Genomic DNA, 21,650 nt, shown 5'->3' on the forward strand with positions numbered 1-21,650 from the left:
CCAAGATTTAAATCTTTCAATCCAAATCCTTGTTTCTCAACAAGTTTTTATCTGCATCACCGCCGATGGATGTGCATTCTACAGCATTTCCAATCAGGCGCAACCCCTTTTTTTAATTTATTTATCTAAGTGGGTATTTTTAGATCAATTTCACATTTCTTCTTATATTTTGTCAGTGAATTTGCTTTAATAATAGATGAGTACTTTAACTGTATTCTGCTTAATATGTTTTGTGCTAAATAGTACAATCATTTTTATGACCGTATTTCGCTCAGACCGCGATTAAGGATTAATATGCATTACTCCAATTTTATCTTGCTTGGGTTGTTAACTGCTGGAGCATGCTCATCCGTATTTGCTCAAGAGACGCTTAATGAAGCAGCAACTGATAGCAATCCAACTGTAATCTCAAATGAACATAAGACATCAACAATACAAGCAATAAAAGATTTAAAACATCTCACTAAAAATGATTTAAAAGTCAATGCAAATGCTGCTCAGCCAGATGAAGTGAAAGATCCATTACAACCATTAAACCGTCAGATTTTCCTTTTTAACGATGCATTAGACCGCAACCTATTGAAACCGGTAGCAATACAGTATGTTGCTAAAGTTCCTGTAGAGGTTCGTAGCCCTTATCGTCAGTTCCGTAAAAATCTGGGCGAACCGTGGAATGCTGTGAATCAAGTGATTCAAGGCCGACCTAGCCGCGCAGCAAAAACCTTAGGTCGTTTTACTGTGAATACACTCACAACCTTAGGTTTTGCTGACCCTGCTCGTCGTTTAGGGTTATCAACAGAAGAAGAAAACTTCGGTGTGACTTTAGGCTATTACGGCGTTCCTTCTGGCCCTTATGTCATGTTGCCATTTTTTGGCCCAAGTACGTTTCGAGATGGTTTTGGCTTAGCCGCAGATAGTTTTGGTCGTCCACAGAAATATTTACTTGACGATCAAGATGGTATTTATTGGTCAAGCAATGTATTGCAAGCTGTAGATGCCCGTTCACAGCTTCTCGATATTGAAGAAAGCTTGAAAGGTGATAAATATTCGATGATTCGTGACTTTTATTTGCAACGTAAGGCTTTCCAAATTGCAGAGAAACGTGGTGATGCAAATGACATTTCCTTTATCAACGATGCAGATGATAATGATGAATCATTTTCAGATGAAGAATAGTTAAATTAAAATAATGTCTTACAAACTTATGTGTCGCTAGTGAATTTAAACGCTAGCAACACTAGGTTTTAAGTTATCTTTCATCTATGATGAATTAAAAAGTGATCATACAAAGGATTGGCAATACATCAATGTATTTCATTCAACCCACACGCTCCATACCTTACTTAGATCAAGCTTTAACTGAGTTACCGACCCTCCAAATCATTCAAGTGAATGATTTGGATTTGTATGATCAAACAATTATTGCGATTGCTGATGTACAAGACTTCCTAAAATATCAATGGAAACTTCCTACCATTGTGCTTGCATTTGAGCATGAAGGTGCTGCACTTGCTCAAGCTTGGGAAATGGGTGCATTAGCAGGTTGGATGTGGGATAACCTTCCCAAGAATCCAATACATGCTTTATTTAAAATAGATGCGCAATACAAGCGAAATCAAGACAGCCGCGACCTTCCCTCTGCGGCAGAGTTACAGCAACGTCTTTTACCAAATCCAATTCAATTACCAAACTATCAATTTGAATCGTTTTTCCAACCATCTGCCTATTTATCGGGAGATTGGTACGATTACTGGCGATTAAATGATGAAGAGGTCTTATTTTATCTAGCTGATGTTTCAGGGCATGGTGTCACCAGTAGTTTATTGACGTCATGGATGGCAGCTTTTCATGGTCGATCAAAAACGCCAAGTCAACTGATTCAAAAACTTAATGCCATGTTGATGCAAGAAAATATAGAAAAACATATTACGATGGTAGCAGGGATTCTAAATCTAGTAACAAACGAAGTTCGCTGGTCGAGCGCAGGACACTATCCTCCTCCTATTATTTTTGAACCAAACCAACCACCACAAATTCTATCAACCAGTAGTTTTCCCTTAGGGCTCACAGAAGAACTGGAAGTTGAAGAACATCACTGTATACTCAATCGCCAAGCACGGTTCATTTTATGTTCTGACGGCGCGCTTGAGCCTTTCGATGGTGGATTGAATGATCAGTTTAATCAATTGGTCGAACATCTACAGAATAACTCCTTCCGCGCCCCAGAACATGTCGCCGATGACATTGCCATTCTAAGTTTATGCCGAATGAATTAATCATAAAATCAATATCTTAACCAGTTCACAGTATCCAAGCCCTTGTGTCTGGAATATCACTATGGGATAATTTTATATCCTTTCTCTGAAAATGGCATTTATATGTCAACAGGTCATGTTGAATATGCAAGTTTGAACGGAACGCATATTTTCAAGCTTATTGGCGAAGTGCGTGCTCACTCTTGTATAAGTCTAGACAAACTCCTCAACCGAATTGAACAACAACAGAACGTTGTTGGTGCAATTGTTGATCTTACCCAAGCCACTTTTATTGACAGTACCGTCTTAGGAATACTGGCAAAACTAGGCTTAAAACTTAAGCAAGCGCATCACATACAAGCCGTAATGCTTTCAACCAATGCCGATATTACAACCTTAGCCAACAGCATGGGGCTAGCACAAGTGTTTGTAATTTTGGATTATTGTGGTGATCCTAATGTATGCACGCTAGAGCTTACTGAAGAACATATCACGCATAGTGCTATGCTTAACACCGTGCTTGACGCGCATAAAACACTCATGCGTTTGAATGAAAACAACCAGAATATGTTTGAGCCTCTGGTTAAACAATTGCAAAAAGAACAAGATTGCTTAAGTATCGATGTACAAAAACAAAATGTTTGATCACTAAATTCTGTATCGTGACTGGCTTATGACCTTACTTTCCGTTGTACAAATGAACTCCCAAGATGACATTGAGGCTAACTTCCTTGTCATTGAATCATTGATCCAACAAAGTAAGGCACAAGCCGCAAAACTGATTGTCTTTCCTGAAAACTTTGTTTGTTTTGCTGCAGGTAAACAACGTGAAACTGCTGCTCAATTTGAAAGCATTCAACAACGCTTAGAGCGGCTTGCTCATCGCTATCAAATTTGGATCGTTGCTGGCACACTCCCTTGCCCTTTCCGCCCCGATGGTTCAATCGTTCCCGACGGCCGCGTTCGGACTGTGAGTCTATGTATTAGCCCTGAAGGCACAGAAGCGCGCTACGACAAAATTCACTTATTTGATGTGCAGGTTGGAGATCGCGTTGGGGGCTATCAAGAATCAAAATTCTTTGAGCCGGGCAATCAAGCTGTTGTGGCAAAAACACCATTTGGCAATATTGGCTTAATGGTGTGTTATGACTTACGCTTCCCTGAGCTTGCCTTAACTTTACGTCAGCAAGGTGCAAATATTTTAACTGCTCCCGCAGCGTTTACTTACATCACAGGTCAATTACACTGGCAATTATTGTTGCAAGCACGTGCAATGGATAGTCAATGTTATGTTTTGGGTGCAGCACAACAAGGTTGGCATGGTCAGCAGCGTCAAACTTGGGGGCATGCGGGTATCACCGATAGTCGTGGTCAACTGGTGCAAATACTCAATACAGAAGGTCATGCTTTAATCAGCTCAACTTTTGATCTCGCAGAACAAGAAGCGGTACGTCTTGCAATGCCGTTGATGCAACATCGCCAACTCATCCACTATTAGAAATATATTTCCTACTTTAAATATCTAAACTTCAATTAAACCTTTATTTCTTGGCATAAGCTGACTGTTCTGATCATTTTTATTCATGTCAGCCTACTTAAATCATGATTTAATACAAATTATTGAACTCTGTCGAACAAAGCAAAATGACTTTATTCGATGAGTGAAATAATATTGTCAATTCATTCTTATTAAGCTTTTGTTCATGTTTAGATTTATTAGCATATTGTTTTTTCTAGGGGCAACGACACCACTCCATGCGACATCAGTAGAAGATATTCCTGATGTATCAACCAATACGCAAAATAATTTATCCACACCACAAAACTTGTCTCTCAATACTTTTGGTCAATGGATCATTGGCTGGGGCACAGGGGCGGAAGGTGCGAGACAACGCTTAGACTATATTCAGCCTGAAGATGTGGTGATCATTAAACAAAAAGGGACAACCTTGGAAATGATCAAAGCATGGCAGCAGTATTATGAGCAAGAAGCTCAGAAAAATATAAGTAACCCCACCGCTCGTTATAGAGCAAGATTAATGAAAAAAATTGCAGAGCTTTGGTAAACAAATCCTATAACAATAAGCACTTAATATTCAAAATTGAACAACCTTTACTTACTTGTTTTTTAATTCATATAGCGTACGATCTAATGCTATTCAATAATATTCAGGAATAATAATCATGTCTTTAGAAAAAGTGGTTTATAGCGCAAAAGCGAAAGCAACAGGTGGTCGTGATGGCCGTGCAACGTCTTCTGATGGTGTTTTAGATGTTCAATTAGGTGTGCCAAAAGAAATGGGCGGTGCTGGTGGTGCTGTCACCAATCCAGAGCAACTTTTTGCCGCAGGTTATTCTGCATGCTTCTTAGGGGCAATGAAGTTTGTTGCGAATCGCGATAAGTTCAATATAAGTAAAGATGCTTATGTTGAAGGTGAAGTTGGGATCGGCCCTATTCCAAATGGATTTGGTATTGAAGTGACTTTAAATGTCTATCTCATAGGAATGGAGGAGGCAGAGGCACAGCAACTGGTTGATGCTGCTCACATCGTCTGTCCATACTCGAATGCAACACGCAATAATATTGATGTGAATTTTAATATCGTCACTGCTGAATAATACTCTCACTGATAAAAAAACAGCATGGATTCACCATGCTGTTTTTTTATCGTACCGCTGATTGCTTATCCTTCGGCAGCTTCATTGGTGACTCGCAACACTTCTTCTAAAGTGGTTTTGCCAGCCAAGACCTTTCTTAAACCATCATCACGAATTGAACCCGATTGTTTACGAACATAGGTTTCTAACTCATATTCAGCAGCATTGCCATGAATCAAACGACGCATGGATTCATCAACGGGTACAATTTCATAAATTGCCGTTCGTCCGCTAAACCCTACGTGTGAACAATGCTCACAACCCTGCGGCTCTGGTAACTCCATTTGATGATTGACATCGAGGTGTTTGAAAAGCTGTTGTTCAAAATCATCTGCTCTACGCCATGTCACACAATGTGGACATAAAGTACGAACCAAACGTTGTGCAATCACGCCTATCAGCGAGCTTGCAAGTAAGAAAGGCTCAATCCCCATGTCTTTTAAACGAGTGACTGCACCAATTGCAGTATTGGTGTGTAGCGTTGATAAAACCAAATGACCCGTCAATGACGCTTGAACCGCAATTTCAGCCGTTTCAAGATCTCGGATCTCTCCGACCATGACCACATCAGGATCTTGACGCAACATCGCTTTAAGCGCACGAGCAAAGGTCATATCAACTTTGGTATTGACCTGTGTTTGACCAATCCCTTCGAGTTGATATTCAATCGGATCTTCCGCAGTCAAAATATTACGCGTGTGGTCATTCAGATCAGAGAGTGCCGCATACAATGTCGTGGTTTTACCCGAACCCGTTGGTCCAGTCACAAGGATAATGCCATGTGGACGATGTACCAATTGAGTTAAACGTGCGTAATCACCTTGCATCAAGCCTAAATGGGTCATATTTAAACGCCCAGCTTGCTTATCCAGTAAACGCATCACCACGCGTTCACCATGTGATGATGGCAATGTCGATACACGCACATCAACTTCGCGTCCAGCTAAGCGCAAGGAAATACGACCGTCTTGAGGAATTCGCTTTTCTGCAATATCAAGTTTAGCCATGACTTTGATACGTGAAACCAACAACGGCGCTAACTCACGACGCGGCTGTACGATTTCACGCAGTTGACCATCAACACGCAGGCGTACCGAAAGTTTTTTCTCAAAGGCTTCAATATGGATATCAGATGCACTGACACGAATTGCTTCTGACAGCAAGGCATTAATGAGGCGCACAATCGGTGCATCATCTTCCTGATCCATCAAATCTTCCGCTTCAGGAACTTGATCCGCCAAGCTCAACAGATCGGGGTGATCTTCTAAACCCGCGGCAACTTGTTGCGACTCGCCTGTATCTCCTGCATAGCTTGAACTGAGTAAAGCATGAAACTCTTGCTCGGTACAAAGTTGATCATGAGCTGACTTCCCCAAAATTCGACGTGCTTCCTGCAAAGCAATACGCGCCGTTTCCTTGCGTCGCACAATAAAAACTTGATCGCCTTCATAACGGAACAAAACGCCATGCCGTTTGGCAAAACTATATGGAATTTGTATTTGTTTAAGTATTTGCATCACACAAATAATGATAAAAGAAAGCATTGAGTGTACTCTAAGCTGGTTACAGCGTGAAGTCTCTTTAGCATCCTCACAAAGGAATTTTGCATCTTGTCTCAAAATAATCTATATGAAGCGCCTCATTCAGAATCTTTGAAGTGGTGGGGCGAACAAAAATTTGAAATTCAACAAGCTAAAGCTTGGCAATTCGGTTCATTACTCTTCCGTCTCACACGCGGAATTAAAGAGTGGCGATTGGAATACCATCGTCCGCACTATCAGAACGATTATGAACAACAATGGCGAATTCTAACGGATACTGAATTTGCAATGCCACAACCTGCAAAAATTGAACGCTACATGCTGCATAAAACCAATGAGACGTTTCATTTGATGCCACGTCTGGCTGATCGTTCAGTGGTCATTAAACCCGTAGACCCTATTTATATCCCAGCTGGTCAACGGGGAACACTTTATATCAGTACCCCTCTGTGGATTGCTGGTTTGGCTGATGGATTGGTAGAACCTTTGTTTGACATTCCTGTGATTCAATCCAAAGACACGTGGTTCGGGAAAAATCCTCAACATGGAGAAATTTGCTACGCCACTTCGGTTGATGGTCGCACGGATTTAAACCTTTTAACACCGCGTGCTTTTCGCGCAGTCACGCCCATCGAATTTCAAAACAACAGCCCACATCAACTCCGTTTTGACCGTATGAATGTCCCCGTTCCTGCCCTCCCTCTATTTTATAGTGAAGGCACTGGTCGACTATGGACCTCCAAGATCAAGGTTTATTATGATGGTGCTGAACAAGCACGAATTCGCATCGAGAATAGAACGCCAAATCAAGCAGGAGAAGTGACCTATATTCACCCTCCACGCTCACCCAATAGTACTTTTTTGAATATGTTTGACTCGTTTTTTTAAGAGGTTGCTATGCCAGATTCCAATATTCCGAAAGATGTTGCAAGCAACCTCACCAGCATATTTACCAATATTAATTTTGCGCGACTCAGTGAAATTGTAGTCGCGATTATTTTATGTTTTATTGGTTTTATCATTGCAAGATTATTATCCAATACCTTTATTCGAACCATTGGCAACCGACTCAATGCACATCAACGCCTTTTGTGGCGCAGAGGGATTTTCTATTTCATTTTCTTACTGTTCATTATGACCAGTCTAAGAGAAGCAGGATTTAAACTCAGCGTTTTTTTAGGCGCGGCAGGTATTCTCACCGTCGCACTGGGTTTCGCCTCACAAACCTCTGCATCCAATTTGATTAGTGGTTTGTTTCTGATCGGTGAAGGTTCTTTTGAAGTCGGTGATACTATTCAAATCACCTTGATTCGAGGACATACCATTGAAGGTGAAGTCATTTCGATTGACCTACTTTCGGTCAAGCTTCTGACACTAGATAATGTATATATTCGCTTGCCAAACGAGCAATTGATTCGTGCACCAGTCATGAATTTATCTAAATATCCAATACGACGTATTCCCATTACACTAGCGATTAACTTCCACGAAGATATTATTAAAGTCAGACAGGTGTTATTAGATGTCGCATCAAAATATCCGCTCGTGATGGATGACCCTAAACCAGCCGTCACAGTGACTGCTTTTAAAGAATCCTCAATCGAAATTTTATTTGCGGTATGGTGTCGTCAAGAAAACTATATTCAAGTTCGTGATGAAATGCAGGAACGTGTTCGTAATGGTTTCTTGGAAAATGAAATTGAAATTCCAGTACCAAAAATGGGTTTAATTGATCGACCTGCATCATTGGAAAATGACGAAATCGATCAATATACACACCAAAAAGAGCTCAAAAAAGAACAGAAAGAGAAATAATCAGCGCTGTTTCTCAGGCTCGTCAATCGCAGGTGGCAAAGGTGCAAGATATGCTATCACCAACATGATTGCACCAGACCCAATAAATGAAATCACACGGGTCAATGTGCCACTTTGCGATAGGTCAAGTAATAATAATTTAGCCACCACGATACCTAACAACGCAGCACCCACAAACCAAATTTGACGAATATGACGACGACTAGAAAAAGTCATTAATACAAAAGCCAAAATCATCCACAATAAGGTCAAGCTCAGTTGCACATCACCGTTTCGCCAAATTGCCCCACCCCATAATGGCGTACCCAAATAATGGTGCATAGCACGAACCACCACACTACTAAGTACCAACAAACCAATTAAAATAGTTGTGACTTTAAAGCCCCATTCAATCGATCGTTCAGCACTGAAATCGTGATGATAAATGATCCAAATCATGCCAATGAACATCAACAAAGACAGAATGTCAGTCAAATTTAACAGCGGCACACTATAATATTGCTCAGCAGAATAAGGATCTAGACTGACCAACACCAACCAAAACAAAGTTAAACTCCAGACAGGGAGCTGATGCAGCAATTGGGTCTGCTTCGATGTAAACAACCAAATACTATAGATCGCTGGGATAAGTGCTAAAGCAATCACTGGCATGCTCGGGAAAATAGCTAAACCAATACTCGCCAAGCTCAGCCAAAGCAAAGTTGACCACACCAGCAGATAAGTTTTGGATGCTAAAGGCTTTAACACCACAAGCAACACGGTTAAACCAATTGAAGCAATCAAAAAGCTCACTTGACTTAAATAACTTGACCAATGCCCTAACCAATAGACATTTTCAGCCAAACTTGCGCTATAGAGTAAAAATAATAGTCCGCCCAACAAGGTGAGCTGTAGATGCTGCCATTGCAATTTTGATTTCAAATAAACTGCAACGCTAAATATCGCCAGTAAAACCACAGCAACTGCTAAATAAGGACTGAGTCCATGTTGCTGCCACTGCATCAACTCAACAGCAGCGATCGAACCCGCGTACATGCCTAATGCGATAAAAATCCCACTCAACATGCGTGAACTAAAATACTTTTCGACTTGTTGATAATGTAATAAATAAAATGCCGAGATAAATTGAGCTAAGGCATAAATGACAGTACTGAGGACTGGGAAATGGTCATTGGACCAAACTTGGAACATCAGTGCAATTGAACTGAATAGAACCAATGCTACCCCAATATAACGACTCAAACGATAACGTTCAGTCACTCCCCAAACAATCAATGCTGTTCCTTGAATCACCCAACCTGTTGAGGTCCAATGTGCACCTTTAGCAAGCGGGAAAATCAACGCAACAAAAACCACTGCAAGGATAAAAAAGCTTTTTGCTAAGATCGATAATTGGGGATGCTGACGTTTAATCCAGATATTTAAAACGATATAAACAACCGCCAATGCCACTGCACCCCAAGTCAATGCTGAAGTTGAGTTATGCATCAAATAAGCATGTAAAGAAAAGCCAAGCACAGGCACACTAAAAATCAGCCCAACATCCAAAATCGGCTGTAAACGCTGTGCTTTAGGCGCTGTTTCTTGTTGCAGGTTTTGCGCACGTAACATCAATTGGCTATAACGAATACTCAGCCAAATAAATAAGGCAATATGCAACCAAAGGATAAAATCAAGGGTTGTGTGTTGCTGATGTTCTGCATAAATAGCAATGACCGCTCCACCAATAAACATGGTGGCAAAAAACGCAATTTGGTGCAGGATCTTCCAAGGTTGAATAAAGTTAACGGCGGCAACAGCCAAATTAATCAGAAAATAATAAGCAAATAAAAAGATGACATCAGGATGATTTTGCGGAATAAGTAATGGCGCAAGATAGGCCATAGTCAACGCAAGGATGGCCAAATATAGGGCTTGTTGTTTGAGGCTGAGATAGACGGTTGCCAATAATAAAATCACAAAAAGGATACTGGCAGTGGTCAAACTAGCAATCACTGCAAAATGATGCGAGAAAATAAGTGTTAAAAAGACAATCGCTAAACCTAAACCTTGTAAAGCCACTGCAAATAGCTGATTTTTCTTTTGTAGTAAATAACCTACGATTGTTGTAATCCCACCTGCACAGGCGATAAAGCCGAGTTTTACACCGAGGCTTAACTGCCAATGTTCACTGGCAAACCGTAACAGCAGTACCACGCCAACCATTAAGATCGCCACCGCAACACGCAAAATTGGATTGCCATGGATCATCCAATCAAATGCAGGCTGCCACCATGCTGCATCTTTAGATTCAGACGGAGAGCTTATAGGGAAAGGGTTTTGAGTATTGGGTTGTTGACTTGATCCAGTATTAGCTTGCATCCAAGCAGGATGTTGTGACTCAGACACTGGTAAAGTAGTGGTCGTTAATGGCGGAGATGATTCAATTTCTGGAACAAGCGGTGCAGATTCAGTTTTCGGTGTAGTCATTGAGAACTGTTCTAAATGCAGCAATCTGGTTTGAAATGCACTGATGGTTTGAATCAAACACAACATCAGTACCAATAATGCACCGCCTGCCAGCCACATCCACGTGTTGGCATAAGCAAATAACGCAACCAATGCGGCGCTATAAATCAGTACCCGCTGTATCACTATTCCTGGGGATTGACCCGAAAAACCAGAACAGGCTTGCTCCAACTGACATAAGCGTTGATGAATTTCAGAAAGGATGTGCACAATAACAACGGTTAATCCCACGGTGGCAGCAACAATGGTTCCCTGCCATTTAAATGCAATGGCACAAGCCAGCAACACAGTCAAAGCAATTAAAACAATGACAATTCCCTGTTTGTCTTTTTTATACATAGACTTATATCAATAAAACAGCTTCATTGAGGCTATCTTACTTGATCACTAGATAAGCAGCTATTTTTGCATACAAAATACTGCAATTTTTTAAAGTGACGTAACTCGTCATTGCACAACACGGCGACAAGGACAGACAACACTTTTTCACGTAAAATACCTGCTAACTTATAATTAGGATTTGCGAAATGCCACCTTTTGTCTTGGTTGACGGGTCTTATTTTTTATTTCGTGCTTATCACGCGTTACCACCGTTAACGACGTCTACTGGCTTACATACCAATGCAATACGTGGTGCAATTTCAGCAATTCAAAAATTGATGCGTCGTACACAACCGACGCATATGGCGGTGATTTTTGATACGCCTGAACCTACTTTTCGCCATGCTCTTTCACCTATTTATAAAGGTGATCGTCCAAGTATGCCCGAAGAATTGTCTCAACAAATTCCATATTTGCACGCATTAATTAAGGCACAAGGGATTCCTTTATATTATCTCGCAGGCGCTGAAGCGGATGATATTATTGGAACTTTGACCAAGCAAGCACTGAGTGAAGGTCATCATGTTCTGATTTCAACGGGTGACAAAGATATGGCCCAATTGGTCAATGAACATGTCAAGCTTGAAGATAGTTTCAAAGAACGTGTGCTTGATGAAGCGGGTGTTTTTGAAAAATTTGGCGTTCATCCGCATCAAATTATTGATTATCTCACCCTCATGGGCGATGCATCAGATGGCATTATGGGGGTTCCAGGTATTGGTGCAAAAACTGCAGCTAAGCTCCTCAATGAATACGGCTCACTGAATAATATTATTGCCAATGTCGATCAGCTAAAAGGCAAAATCAGTCAAAACATTAAAGACAGCTTAAACAACATCAAAATTGATCACCAATTGGCAAGTATTGTCTGTGATCTTGAGCTAAATCTAGATTGGCATGAGCTTAAACTCAGCAATCCAAATATTGATCAGCTACGTGATCTCTATACAGAACTCGAATTTCGTAATCAATTACAATCCTTAGACCACCCGAATAATCCAAATACCTCGGCTTATCAGCAAACCTCACAAAAAATTGTGAAAGCAGAGCAAAAAGCTGAAACGATTGTGACCGAAGATCACGCCACACTTTCAAGTCAAGATGATCAGCTCGGAACAGCCACTTATCATACAGTTCTCACACAACAAGACTGGGATGCATTGTTACAACGAATGCAACAAGCAGATCATTTTGCCATTGATACAGAAACCACGAATTTAGATTATCGTATTGCCGAACTGGTTGGTTTTTCGGTGGCATTTGATGCCAATGATGCATTCTATGTGCCTGTGGCGCATGATTACGAAGGCGCACCCGAACAACTGAATCGTGACCAAATTTTAGCTCAAATCAAACCAATCCTTGAAAATGAGCAGGTCAAGAAAATTGGTCATCATCTAAAATATGATGCCCATATTTTTGCCAATCATGGCATTACCATTCGTGGTTGGTATTTCGATACCATGCTGGCATCTTATGTGTTAAATGCAGCAGCCACACGTCATGGTATGGATGATGTCGCACGACTTTATCTGAGCCATTTGACCACCACCTTTGAACAAATTGCAGGTAAAGGTGCCAAACAGAAAACCTTTAATCAAATTGAACTCGAAGTTGCAGCACATTATGCGGCCGAAGATGCACATGTCACTTATCGACTGTATGAAGTTTTATCAGGAAAATTAAAAAGCTCCCCAGAACTAGTAAATATTCTGCACAATATCGAAATGCCAGTTGCGCGTGTGTTGACTGCCATGGAAGAAGATGGCATCAAGCTCGATCATCAGTTCCTTGATCAGCTCAGTGTTGAATTTTCAAAGACCATACAAACACTAGAAAATCAGGCAACTGAACTGGCAGGTGAAGCTTTTAATGTTTCTTCACCAAAACAAGTGGGTGAAGTCTTATTTGAAAAGCTGGGGATTAAAGGCGGTAAAAAAACGGCTACGGGACAGTTCAGTACCAGTGAAAGTATCTTAGAAAAAATTGAACATCCACTCGCCGAAGTCATTTTAGAACACCGCGGCTTGGCAAAACTGAGAAATACCTATACTGACCGTCTGATTGAGCAATCTCATAATACAACACATCGTGTTCACACCAGTTATCACCAAGCCTTGACCACCACAGGTCGCCTATCTTCGACAGACCCAAACTTACAAAACATTCCTATTCGTACCCCAATTGGACGACAAATCCGTAAAGCCTTTATAGCACCTGAAGGTCGCGTGCTATTGGCAGCCGATTATTCACAAATTGAACTGCGTTTGATGGCGCATTTTTCTCAAGATGATGCTTTGATCCATGCATTCCAACAAGGACAAGATGTACACCGTCGTACTGCGTCAGAAGTATTGGGCATTGCGATTGAAGATGTCACCAATGACCAACGTCGCCAAGCCAAAGCCGTCAACTTTGGTCTACTTTATGGCATGTCAGAATTTGGCTTAACCCGTCAACTGGGCTTTACTCGTGAAGAATCACGTAGCTATATCGCACGTTATTTCCAACGTTATCCAGGTGTTTTGGATTATATGGAGCGCACGCGTCAGATTGCACGTGAACAAGGTTTTGTTGAAACAATTTTAGGTCGTCGCCTCTATACCCCTGATATTTTGGCAAGCAATAAAATGATCAAGCAAGCCGCTGAACGAGCTGCAATTAATGCACCACTGCAAGGCAGTGCGGCTGATATCATCAAGTTAGCGATGATTGCCGTGGATCAAATATTACCAAAAGAGCAAGCTAAACTCTTGCTGCAAGTACACGATGAACTTGTATTTGAAGCGGACGCAGCAATTGCGGATGAACTTTCCAAGCAAATCGCCGAAGTGATGCAATCCGTCTTGAAAATCTCAGTTCCATTTGTGGTTGAAGTTGGACAAGGGCTGAATTGGGACGCGGCTCACTAACCCTGATTCTGAGCAAAAAAAAAGAGATGCTAAGCATCTCTTTTTTTTTAATCAAAGCTAGACAATTGCTCTGAGCATTGTTTCAGCCACAAATAACACTAAAAATGCAAGAATCGGTGATAAATCAATCATCCCCATACTTGGCATCACTTTACGGAAAGGTGCCAAAATCGGCTCGACCAATTCCTGAATCACCTCCATATAAGGCGATCGAAATTGTGAAAGCATCATGATCCAGCTACAAATAATAAAAGCAAAAATCATATATTTAAGGAGCGTCACTAAAGACAATAGCATTTCTTTTACTGTAGAAACAATAAAATACAAGGTGCTCCCCGTACCAACGCCAGCTAAATGCTTTTCTCCCCACATTTTGAGGAAGTAAAGCAAAATAACCAAAACCAATGCGGCTAAATTAACCCGTCCTTTGCTCACCGTTGGGAAAATACGGCTGAAAACATCTACAATCTTGGTCGCTTTCGTTGTTGAAAGCACCACGGGATTGTAGGGAGTGACTGCCGCCAATTGCATTAAAAAACGGAAAAAGATCAATAAAATAGCAACATTGATCAAAACACCAAAAATTAGCGCAGAACTTGCACCCATAATTGTCTTATCCTACTTAAACTGATTTAGTCTTGTCACTCAACTCTTGCGCAAGCTCTTGGCTGCGTTTTTGAGCTGCTGCAAGCGCTGCTTGAATATTTTGTGAAATCTGTGCACGATCAAACACCTCTAAGGCTGCTTGAGTTGTGCCATTTGGTGAAGTCACATTTTTACGTAATTCTGCTGGAGAATTTGAACTGGTAATCGCCATTTGCGCCGCGCCCAGCGCGGTCTGCAAGGTTAATGCAGTAGCCACTTTTTCATCTAAGCCCAAGTTTTTACCCGCGCGAATCATACTTTCCATTAAATAGAAAAAGTAGGCAGGGCCTGAACCAGATACTGCAGTTACCGCATCAATTTGCGCTTCATTATCAACCCAAATGGTTAAACCAGTCGCCGCTAAAATTTGACTGGTTAATTCACGATCTTTAGTACCTACAGCCGCAGGTGCATAAATACCATGTGCGCCCGTTTGAACCAATGCAGGCGTATTCGGCATCACACGTACAATACGTTCGCTACCGCCGATTAAATCTGAAAGGGTTTGAATCTCAGCGCCCGCAATAATTGAAATCACGAGTTTATCTGACAACAACCCTTTTAATGGTTGTAAAACCGTTGCTAAGACCTGTGGTTTTACCGCCAATACAACAACATCAGCATCTTTGATCGCTGCAACATTATCTGTCGTGGTTTGAATCTCTTTTTCTTCTAATATTTGACGAATCTGCTCTACTGGGTCAGACACTGTAATGCGTGTAGTTGGTAAGCCACGAGAAAGTAACCCACCAATCAAGGCTTGCGCCATATTACCGCCGCCAATAAAACAGATATTTTGATTCAATGATGTCGCCATGTCCTACTCGTCATGTAATAAAGACTGATGAAAAATACAGTCAGAAATTAAACTTGGTTGCCAACCGCCCTGCACCAGATACTCAGATTGCGCCAACCAAAAACCTTTTGGGCTAAAAACCCCAAGCATAACATTATCCACGACTAATATTTGAATTGTATGACGTAACCAAGGCAAAATCTGCGCATCTTGAATGGCTTTTTTGAGTGGCCAATGCCCAACTCGCCCATACAGATGGATTTTTTCACCGCCTTGTCGTTTCAACAACTGCAACTCTCTATCGAATAGTTGAGGAGAAAGACCTAGACTTTGAGATTCAATTTTAAACTGCCCTGCTGCCACCTGAATATGCTGTCCTAACAAATAGCGCTGTGAAATAACATCAGCAAGTGTCGATAATTTTTCTGCATATAGGATGTCATGGCTTAAACGGTACAACGTTTTTTGATAACGCACATAATAATACGGATGCACATGTAAGGTCGCTTGGGCATCTGGTTTGGCTGCAATCACTTCTTGTTGTAAACGCTGAACCATGTCGTAACTTGGTCGGTATTGTGCATTGCCTTTCATCCATGAGGAGAGCAATTGACGCTGGCGTGCATGAGATAACTTTTTGAGTTGAGTTAAATTGAGTTCATGGTCGGTAGCACATTGCTGCCAATCCGTTTGCAACACTTCATCTAAAATCTCAGCCGCATCCTGCATTAAATAACTACTACGTGCGACCGCCGCCTGCATTTTAGGAAATCGATGTTGTAATACATCCCATAAGACTTCACGACACCATGCCCGATCATAATGAGTATCTTGATTGCTTGGGTCGGTCACATACTCAAGACCGATCTGTTGTGACCATTGTTCAATCTGCGCTCGACTTAGATCTAAAAATGGCCGCCAAATGGTCAGCTCTTTACGTACGTCGATTTGTTGCATCGCCGCCAACCCATTGACACCTGCACCTGAGAATAAACGCAACAAAACCGTCTCGGCTTGATCTTGTTGATGATGCGCTAAAACTAAAATTTCATTGGTTTGTAAATGTTGGTGATAGGCTTGATAACGGGCTTGGCGAGCTTGTTGTTCTAAATTGCCGGTTTCAACTCGTACTTTCTGAATGATACAGGGAACATTGAATATCTTTGCCTGTTGTTGCACCAACTCACCCCATAGCACACTAGGCGGTTGTAATTGATGATCAACATAAATGGCACGAATTTTATCGGGAAAAAGTTCAGACATTTGAGACAGCAACAGCATGGAATCCATGCCGCCGCTACATCCAATTAAGAATTGAGTTTGCTCTGAAAAATGCTGTGCTTGCGCTAAGACGCGATGCCTAAATTGCTGCTGCCAAACTTCATTAAACGTTGATAACGTGCTTCGCATCGTGCTTGTGCATCCATCGGTTGCAATTCTTCCAAGGCTTGTTTTAACACATCTTTTAGGTCATGCATGACTTTTTCAGGCTGCAAATGTGCACCCTCGCCTTCATCCACGACATATTCAACAATACCAATCGCTTTTAACTTATCCGCAGTCAATGCAAGTGCTTCACTCGCTTGCGCTGCTTTATCTGCTGTTTTCCATAAAATAGAAGCACAGCCTTCAGGTGAAATCACCGAGTAAATACTGTGTGAAAGCATGATAACACGATCAGCCACACCAATACCCAAAGCACCACCTGAACCACCTTCACCCAGTACGGTTGCGATCACAGGTACTTTCAAACTCGAAAGTTGCGCCAAACTCGTTGCAATTGCTTCTGCCTGACCACGTTCTTCAGCACCGACACCAGGATAAGCACCCATGGTATCGACAAAAGTAAAAACAGGTAAATTGAAACGTTCAGCCATATCAAGTAAACGTTGAGACTTTCGATAACCTTCTGGGTTACACATCCCAAAGTTATGTTGCAGTTTCTCACGGGTACCACGTCCACGATGTTGACCCACCACCATCACAGGCTGTCCATCAAAACGTGCTAAACCACCAATCATTGCACCGTCATCACCATATAAACGATCGCCGTGAAGTGCATCAAATTCAGTGAAAATTTCACTCACATAATCGAGGAATTGCGGACGTTCAGGATGACGTGCAATTTGAACCGTAGTCCAAGCCTTGGACTGAGTCGCTTTATTTTTCATAAGTCGTAAATAATCCCTAACAAGGATGCAAGGTCTGTTGACACTTTCTATAAGTTATACGCACATTGCGTTTCAAGCTGAAAGATCAACAGCTCCTAGGTTAATCAACAAATTTATCTGACACGATATGTAAACCAATGTTCCAATGCTTAAATTGCACTTGTTCATCATGCAAATCTGCAACCAGTAAAGGCCATTGCTTCGCATCGCCAGAAACACTCAGTTGCCATTGTTGATCATTTACCACACTGAGTTCAATGGCAGGAAGCATCTGATCACTACGACTATGATTTAGTAAAACTGCAAGACGAAGAATCATGCAAAGATAAACTAAATGATGACCACCAACTTTTAATACATCGTTTTTAGCATCTGCACGTAACTTACGACGATGATGAGAAATCAGATGCGAAAGATGATTTTGATCAATTTGTGAAAAACCAGGAATATCTGAATGTTGTAATAAATAGGCGCCATGACGGTGATAACCACCATGACTAATGGCCAATCCAATTTCATGTAAATAAGCTGCACGACGCAGTAAGTCACTGTCTTCAGTAGTTAAATCTAGTACGTCAGCTACACCATTAAACAAGTGCTGGGCGGTATTGACCACACGCTCTGCCTGTTTTGGATCGGCATTGTAACGACCCATCAATGCTTGAACACTGCGATCGCGAATATCTTCATGTTTGAATCGACCCAACAAGTCGTACATTACACCTTCACGTAATGCACCATCCGAATAAGCAAGCTTATCAATGTTTAATACATCAAAAATCGCATACAAAATCGCAAGTCCAGCTGGCAAAACTGCTCGACGATCTTCACGTAAGCCTTCGAAATCAATTTCTGAAGTATGCTTAAATTTCAACAAACGATCTTTAAGCTTATATAGACCATCACGAGTCAGGTTTTCTTGTTCATCACTCAAGCCGAGATTTACTAAAATTTGACGACAGGCTTTAATGGTTCCGCTCGAACCTACTACCGTATCCCAACCTTCCATTTTATAAGTATTGGCAATACCTGACATTTCTTTACGTGCAGCAACAACAGCCTTATCAAAGGCCTTGGTTGAAATCTCACCTTCAGCAAAAAAAGTCTTACTATATGCCACACAGCCCATCTGCAAAGACTCGGTATAAATCGGCTCGAATTCCTCGCCAATAATAAATTCTGTTGAGCCACCGCCAATATCAATCACTAAACGACGTCCGCCATTGGCCATAGTATGCGAAACACCGAGATAAATGAGGCGCGCTTCTTCACGACCTGCAATAATTTCAATAGGTTTAGGCAAAATTTCAGCGGCTTTTTGGATAAACTCGTGACCATTCTTGGCTTGTCTTAATGCATTGGTCGCAACAATTCTCAGGCGATTTGGTTGCACGGAACTCAAACGCCCAACAAAACGCGCTAGACAGGCTAAACCGCGTTGTTGAGCAGCTTCTGTTAAATTTTTATTTTCATCTAGCCCAGCAGCCAATTGTACTTTTTCTGACATTGAAGCAACTTTCTTCACTTCACCGTGATCAACACGAGCAATTGCAAGATGGAAACTGTTCGACCCCATATCTATTGCAGCAAGTAATTCTTCATCAATCAGAAAATCAGACATTATTCGTATAAACCCATGCTCAATTCACGCATTAGAGTAATTCACATGCTTACAATTTTAAAGTCATTTTAAACAATAAAACGCGTGTATTTTCGCTTATAGCCTATAAATGATTGTTTAAGTCGATGAACAGCATCGTGAGCAACCATTAGACTTTTTACTTTCTAACTTGAATAATTAGAACAAACCCTTACATTGAATAAAGTAGCAATGTAATATTCTTTCTGATACTGAATTGATACTTTATTTCTTAAATTTGGAGCAACCCCATGTCTGCGACTATTGTTAATACAACTGATGAAAACTTCCAAGCAGATGTATTAGATGCTGAAACTCCCGTACTTGTTGATTTCTGGGCTGGCTGGTGTGCGCCTTGTAAAGCCATTGCACCAGTCCTCGAAGACTTGTCAAACGAATATGCAGGAAAAGTTAAAATCGTTAAAGTTGACGTGACTGCATGCGAAGAAACAGCAGTAAAATACAACATCCGTAACATTCCAGCATTATTGATGTTTAAAAATGGTGAAGTTGTTGATCAACAAGTCGGTGCAGCACCCCGTTCTAAACTTGCAGCATTTATTGACCAAAACATCTAATTAAGTTGTATAACTGTCAATCTGCGGAAATACGCTATTCATTGATTAGCGTATTCCTCCGTAAAAATTGACAAAGCAGTTGATTTCGTCTATATTTCTCGATCAAGAAGCTTTGAATGGAATCTACTTCATCGCGCTTCTTACACGATACAAAACATAAGATCGCCGCTCGGCAATAACAATTGTTTTCACATTTCTCTCTGAAACAATGAACCAGACTACTGGATCGTAATTGTTTAATACAATTACATCAGTATATATGCGGTCGATTTTTTCTTTCCCAACACAATCCTCCACTTATTCCATTCTGTCTGACCACTTATGAACTTAACTGAACTCAAGAAAAAACCCATTGGCGAACTCATTAAAATTGCGGAGTTTATGGGCCTTGAAGGCATGGCACGTAACCGTAAACAAGATATTATTTTTGCCATTTTAAAACGCCATGCAATGAATGGTGAAGAAATCTTTGGTGATGGCGTTTTAGAAATCCTTTCTGATGGCTTTGGTTTTTTACGCTCCGCTGCTGGTTCATATTTAGCTGGACCAGATGACATTTATGTCAGCCCATCACAAATTCGCCGTTTTAATTTACGTACGGGTGATACCATTACAGGTACGATTCGCCCACCAAAAGAAGGTGAACGTTATTTTGCTTTATTAAAAGTGAATCAAATTAACTATGACACACCAGAAAACTCACGTAACAAGATTTTATTTGAAAACTTAACCCCATTGTTCCCAACCGAACAAATGGTGATGGAACTTGGTAATGGCACAACAGAGGATCTAACCTCTCGTGTTGTCGACCTTGTGGCACCGATTGGTAAAGGTCAGCGTTCAATTATTGTTGCACCGCCAAAAGCGGGTAAAACAATGCTTTTACAAAACATTGCTCAATCCATCGTTCGTAACAACCCAGAAGTCTTCTTGATCGTTTTACTCATTGATGAACGTCCAGAAGAAGTGACCGAGATGGAACGTACAGTTCGTGGCGAAGTTGTGGCATCAACTTTTGATGAAGCCCCTGCTCGACATGTCCAAGTTGCGGAGATGGTCATTGAGAAAGCAAAACGTCTAGTCGAGCATAAAAAGGATGTTGTGATTCTGCTTGATTCTATTACTCGTTTAGCACGTGCCTATAACACGGTTGTTCCATCATCAGGAAAAGTACTTACAGGTGGTTTGGATGCGCATGCGCTCGAACGCCCAAAACGCTTCTTTGGTGCTGCACGTAATATCGAAGAGGGTGGTTCACTGACCATTATCTCGACGGCATTGATCGAAACAGGCAGTAAAATGGATGATGTCATCTATGAAGAGTTTAAAGGTACAGGTAACCAAGAGATTACGCTCGATCGTCGTATCGCGGAAAAACGTGTCTTCCCTGCCATGAACATTAAGAAGTCTGGTACGCGCCGTGAAGAACGCTTAATGGGAGAGGATAACCTTCGTAAAGTTTGGATTTTACGTAAGCTACTTCACCCAATGGACGAACTTGCGGCGATGGAGTTCTTACTTGATCGCATGAAAGAAACCAAGACCAATGATGATTTCTTCGACCAAATGAAGCGTAAAGCTGCAAACTAGGTCTATCATCCAATGATCACAACAGCCACCTTTATGGTGGCTGTTGTGATTTGGTTGACATGCTTACACAACAGTTACAATTAGATTGTTCTTTGATAGCAAACCATTATCCATCTGATTTATATACTTAAATACAAACAAGTTCTGCTATTTCTCTCTAG

At 41.2% G+C, this 21,650-nt stretch carries 19 protein-coding genes; 12 read left to right on the forward strand and 7 right to left on the reverse strand.

Annotated features, from left to right (window positions below):
* The 7 genes from J2Y37_RS10775 to J2Y37_RS10805 form a co-directional block, all read left to right on the forward strand.
* A partial coding sequence (locus J2Y37_RS10775) for a hypothetical protein (RefSeq protein ID WP_349032819.1) occupies window positions 1-190 on the forward strand: 190 nt, incomplete at its 5' end.
* 104 nt (window positions 191-294) lie between these two features.
* On the forward strand, window positions 295-1,176 hold the full coding sequence (locus tag J2Y37_RS10780) for a VacJ family lipoprotein (RefSeq protein WP_005198378.1): 882 nt from the start codon (window positions 295-297) through the stop codon (window positions 1,174-1,176).
* 131 nt (window positions 1,177-1,307) lie between these two features.
* Window positions 1,308-2,276 (forward strand): RsbU family protein phosphatase GigA, encoded by a 969-nt coding sequence (gigA, locus tag J2Y37_RS10785; RefSeq protein WP_004672565.1) that lies wholly within the window; start codon window positions 1,308-1,310, stop codon window positions 2,274-2,276.
* 102 nt (window positions 2,277-2,378) lie between these two features.
* Entirely contained in the window at window positions 2,379-2,900 is a 522-nt protein-coding gene (gene gigB, locus J2Y37_RS10790) for an anti-anti-sigma factor GigB (protein ID WP_004672564.1), read from the forward strand.
* Between the two features lie 28 nt (window positions 2,901-2,928).
* On the forward strand, window positions 2,929-3,753 hold the full coding sequence (locus J2Y37_RS10795) for a carbon-nitrogen hydrolase family protein (RefSeq protein ID WP_349032820.1): 825 nt from the start codon (window positions 2,929-2,931) through the stop codon (window positions 3,751-3,753).
* A 205-nt stretch (window positions 3,754-3,958) separates the two neighbouring features.
* Window positions 3,959-4,321 (forward strand): DUF4951 domain-containing protein, encoded by a 363-nt coding sequence (locus J2Y37_RS10800; protein ID WP_004672562.1) that lies wholly within the window; start codon window positions 3,959-3,961, stop codon window positions 4,319-4,321.
* A 118-nt stretch (window positions 4,322-4,439) separates the two neighbouring features.
* Window positions 4,440-4,874 carry an organic hydroperoxide resistance protein gene (locus J2Y37_RS10805; protein WP_005198385.1) on the forward strand — a complete coding sequence of 145 codons (435 nt, stop codon included), beginning with the start codon at window positions 4,440-4,442 and terminating at the stop codon, window positions 4,872-4,874.
* A gap of 65 nt (window positions 4,875-4,939) precedes the next feature.
* Here the strand turns inward: J2Y37_RS10805 and gspE are convergent, their stop codons facing one another.
* Window positions 4,940-6,430, reverse strand: a complete 1,491-nt coding sequence (gene gspE / locus J2Y37_RS10810) for a type II secretion system ATPase GspE (protein WP_034595181.1) — start codon at window positions 6,428-6,430, stop codon at window positions 4,940-4,942.
* A 93-nt stretch (window positions 6,431-6,523) separates the two neighbouring features.
* On the opposite strand from gspE, the gene J2Y37_RS10815 reads away from it, so the two are divergent.
* Window positions 6,524-7,342, forward strand: coding sequence for a hypothetical protein (locus tag J2Y37_RS10815; RefSeq protein ID WP_349032821.1), 819 nt, complete (start codon window positions 6,524-6,526; stop codon window positions 7,340-7,342).
* A 9-nt stretch (window positions 7,343-7,351) separates the two neighbouring features.
* Complete coding sequence (locus J2Y37_RS10820; RefSeq protein WP_004672555.1) at window positions 7,352-8,269, forward strand: mechanosensitive ion channel family protein; 918 nt, start codon at window positions 7,352-7,354, stop codon at window positions 8,267-8,269.
* Here J2Y37_RS10820 and J2Y37_RS10825 read toward each other — a convergent pair whose 3' ends face one another.
* Entirely contained in the window at window positions 8,270-11,116 is a 2,847-nt protein-coding gene (locus J2Y37_RS10825) for a DUF2339 domain-containing protein (RefSeq protein WP_349032822.1), read from the reverse strand.
* A gap of 188 nt (window positions 11,117-11,304) precedes the next feature.
* On the opposite strand from J2Y37_RS10825, the gene polA reads away from it, so the two are divergent.
* Window positions 11,305-14,070, forward strand: a complete 2,766-nt coding sequence (polA, locus tag J2Y37_RS10830; protein WP_349032823.1) for a DNA polymerase I — start codon at window positions 11,305-11,307, stop codon at window positions 14,068-14,070.
* A 57-nt stretch (window positions 14,071-14,127) separates the two neighbouring features.
* Here the strand turns inward: polA and J2Y37_RS10835 are convergent, their stop codons facing one another.
* From J2Y37_RS10835 to ppx, 5 genes are all read right to left on the reverse strand, one after another.
* Window positions 14,128-14,676 carry a YggT family protein gene (locus tag J2Y37_RS10835; protein WP_004672550.1) on the reverse strand — a complete coding sequence of 183 codons (549 nt, stop codon included), beginning with the start codon at window positions 14,674-14,676 and terminating at the stop codon, window positions 14,128-14,130.
* A 16-nt stretch (window positions 14,677-14,692) separates the two neighbouring features.
* Entirely contained in the window at window positions 14,693-15,532 is an 840-nt protein-coding gene (gene proC, locus J2Y37_RS10840) for a pyrroline-5-carboxylate reductase (RefSeq protein WP_004672549.1), read from the reverse strand.
* Window positions 15,533-15,535: 3 nt separating this feature from the next.
* Window positions 15,536-16,921, reverse strand: a complete 1,386-nt coding sequence (gene tilS / locus J2Y37_RS10845; protein ID WP_349032824.1) for a tRNA lysidine(34) synthetase TilS — start codon at window positions 16,919-16,921, stop codon at window positions 15,536-15,538.
* The gene (locus J2Y37_RS10850) at window positions 16,858-17,682 is read right to left on the reverse strand and encodes an acetyl-CoA carboxylase carboxyltransferase subunit alpha (protein WP_004672544.1); all 825 of its coding nucleotides are present in this window, start codon (window positions 17,680-17,682) and stop codon (window positions 16,858-16,860) included. Before J2Y37_RS10850 ends, tilS begins: the two co-directional genes overlap by 64 nt.
* Before the next feature lie 100 nt (window positions 17,683-17,782).
* Entirely contained in the window at window positions 17,783-19,303 is a 1,521-nt protein-coding gene (gene ppx, locus J2Y37_RS10855) for an exopolyphosphatase (protein WP_349032825.1), read from the reverse strand.
* 269 nt (window positions 19,304-19,572) lie between these two features.
* Here ppx and trxA point away from each other — a divergent pair, with 269 nt between their 5' ends.
* Both trxA and rho read left to right on the forward strand, forming a co-directional pair.
* Complete coding sequence (gene trxA, locus J2Y37_RS10860; protein ID WP_004672540.1) at window positions 19,573-19,899, forward strand: thioredoxin; 327 nt, start codon at window positions 19,573-19,575, stop codon at window positions 19,897-19,899.
* Between the two features lie 321 nt (window positions 19,900-20,220).
* A complete protein-coding gene (gene rho, locus J2Y37_RS10865; protein ID WP_004672538.1) occupies window positions 20,221-21,489 on the forward strand; it encodes a transcription termination factor Rho in 1,269 nt (422 codons plus the stop codon).
* Window positions 21,490-21,650: the final 161 nt, after the last annotated feature.

The organism is Acinetobacter sp. 3657, from assembly GCF_031456775.1.
In the GTDB taxonomy this organism is placed as follows: domain Bacteria; phylum Pseudomonadota; class Gammaproteobacteria; order Pseudomonadales; family Moraxellaceae; genus Acinetobacter.

Coding starts and splice junctions, on each gene's coding strand:
- J2Y37_RS10780 (WP_005198378.1), top strand. CDS start 295: ATGCATTACTCCAATTTTATCTTGCTTGGGTTGTTAACTGCTGGAGCA.
- gigA (WP_004672565.1), top strand. CDS start 1,308: ATGTATTTCATTCAACCCACACGCTCCATACCTTACTTAGATCAAGCT.
- gigB (WP_004672564.1), top strand. CDS start 2,379: ATGTCAACAGGTCATGTTGAATATGCAAGTTTGAACGGAACGCATATT.
- J2Y37_RS10795 (WP_349032820.1), top strand. CDS start 2,929: ATGACCTTACTTTCCGTTGTACAAATGAACTCCCAAGATGACATTGAG.
- J2Y37_RS10800 (WP_004672562.1), top strand. CDS start 3,959: ATGTTTAGATTTATTAGCATATTGTTTTTTCTAGGGGCAACGACACCA.
- J2Y37_RS10805 (WP_005198385.1), top strand. CDS start 4,440: ATGTCTTTAGAAAAAGTGGTTTATAGCGCAAAAGCGAAAGCAACAGGT.
- gspE (WP_034595181.1), bottom strand. CDS start 6,430: ATGCAAATACTTAAACAAATACAAATTCCATATAGTTTTGCCAAACGG.
- J2Y37_RS10820 (WP_004672555.1), top strand. CDS start 7,352: ATGCCAGATTCCAATATTCCGAAAGATGTTGCAAGCAACCTCACCAGC.
- J2Y37_RS10825 (WP_349032822.1), bottom strand. CDS start 11,116: ATGTATAAAAAAGACAAACAGGGAATTGTCATTGTTTTAATTGCTTTG.
- polA (WP_349032823.1), top strand. CDS start 11,305: ATGCCACCTTTTGTCTTGGTTGACGGGTCTTATTTTTTATTTCGTGCT.
- J2Y37_RS10835 (WP_004672550.1), bottom strand. CDS start 14,676: ATGGGTGCAAGTTCTGCGCTAATTTTTGGTGTTTTGATCAATGTTGCT.
- proC (WP_004672549.1), bottom strand. CDS start 15,532: ATGGCGACATCATTGAATCAAAATATCTGTTTTATTGGCGGCGGTAAT.
- tilS (WP_349032824.1), bottom strand. CDS start 16,921: ATGCGAAGCACGTTATCAACGTTTAATGAAGTTTGGCAGCAGCAATTT.
- J2Y37_RS10850 (WP_004672544.1), bottom strand. CDS start 17,682: ATGAAAAATAAAGCGACTCAGTCCAAGGCTTGGACTACGGTTCAAATT.
- ppx (WP_349032825.1), bottom strand. CDS start 19,303: ATGTCTGATTTTCTGATTGATGAAGAATTACTTGCTGCAATAGATATG.
- trxA (WP_004672540.1), top strand. CDS start 19,573: ATGTCTGCGACTATTGTTAATACAACTGATGAAAACTTCCAAGCAGAT.
- rho (WP_004672538.1), top strand. CDS start 20,221: ATGAACTTAACTGAACTCAAGAAAAAACCCATTGGCGAACTCATTAAA.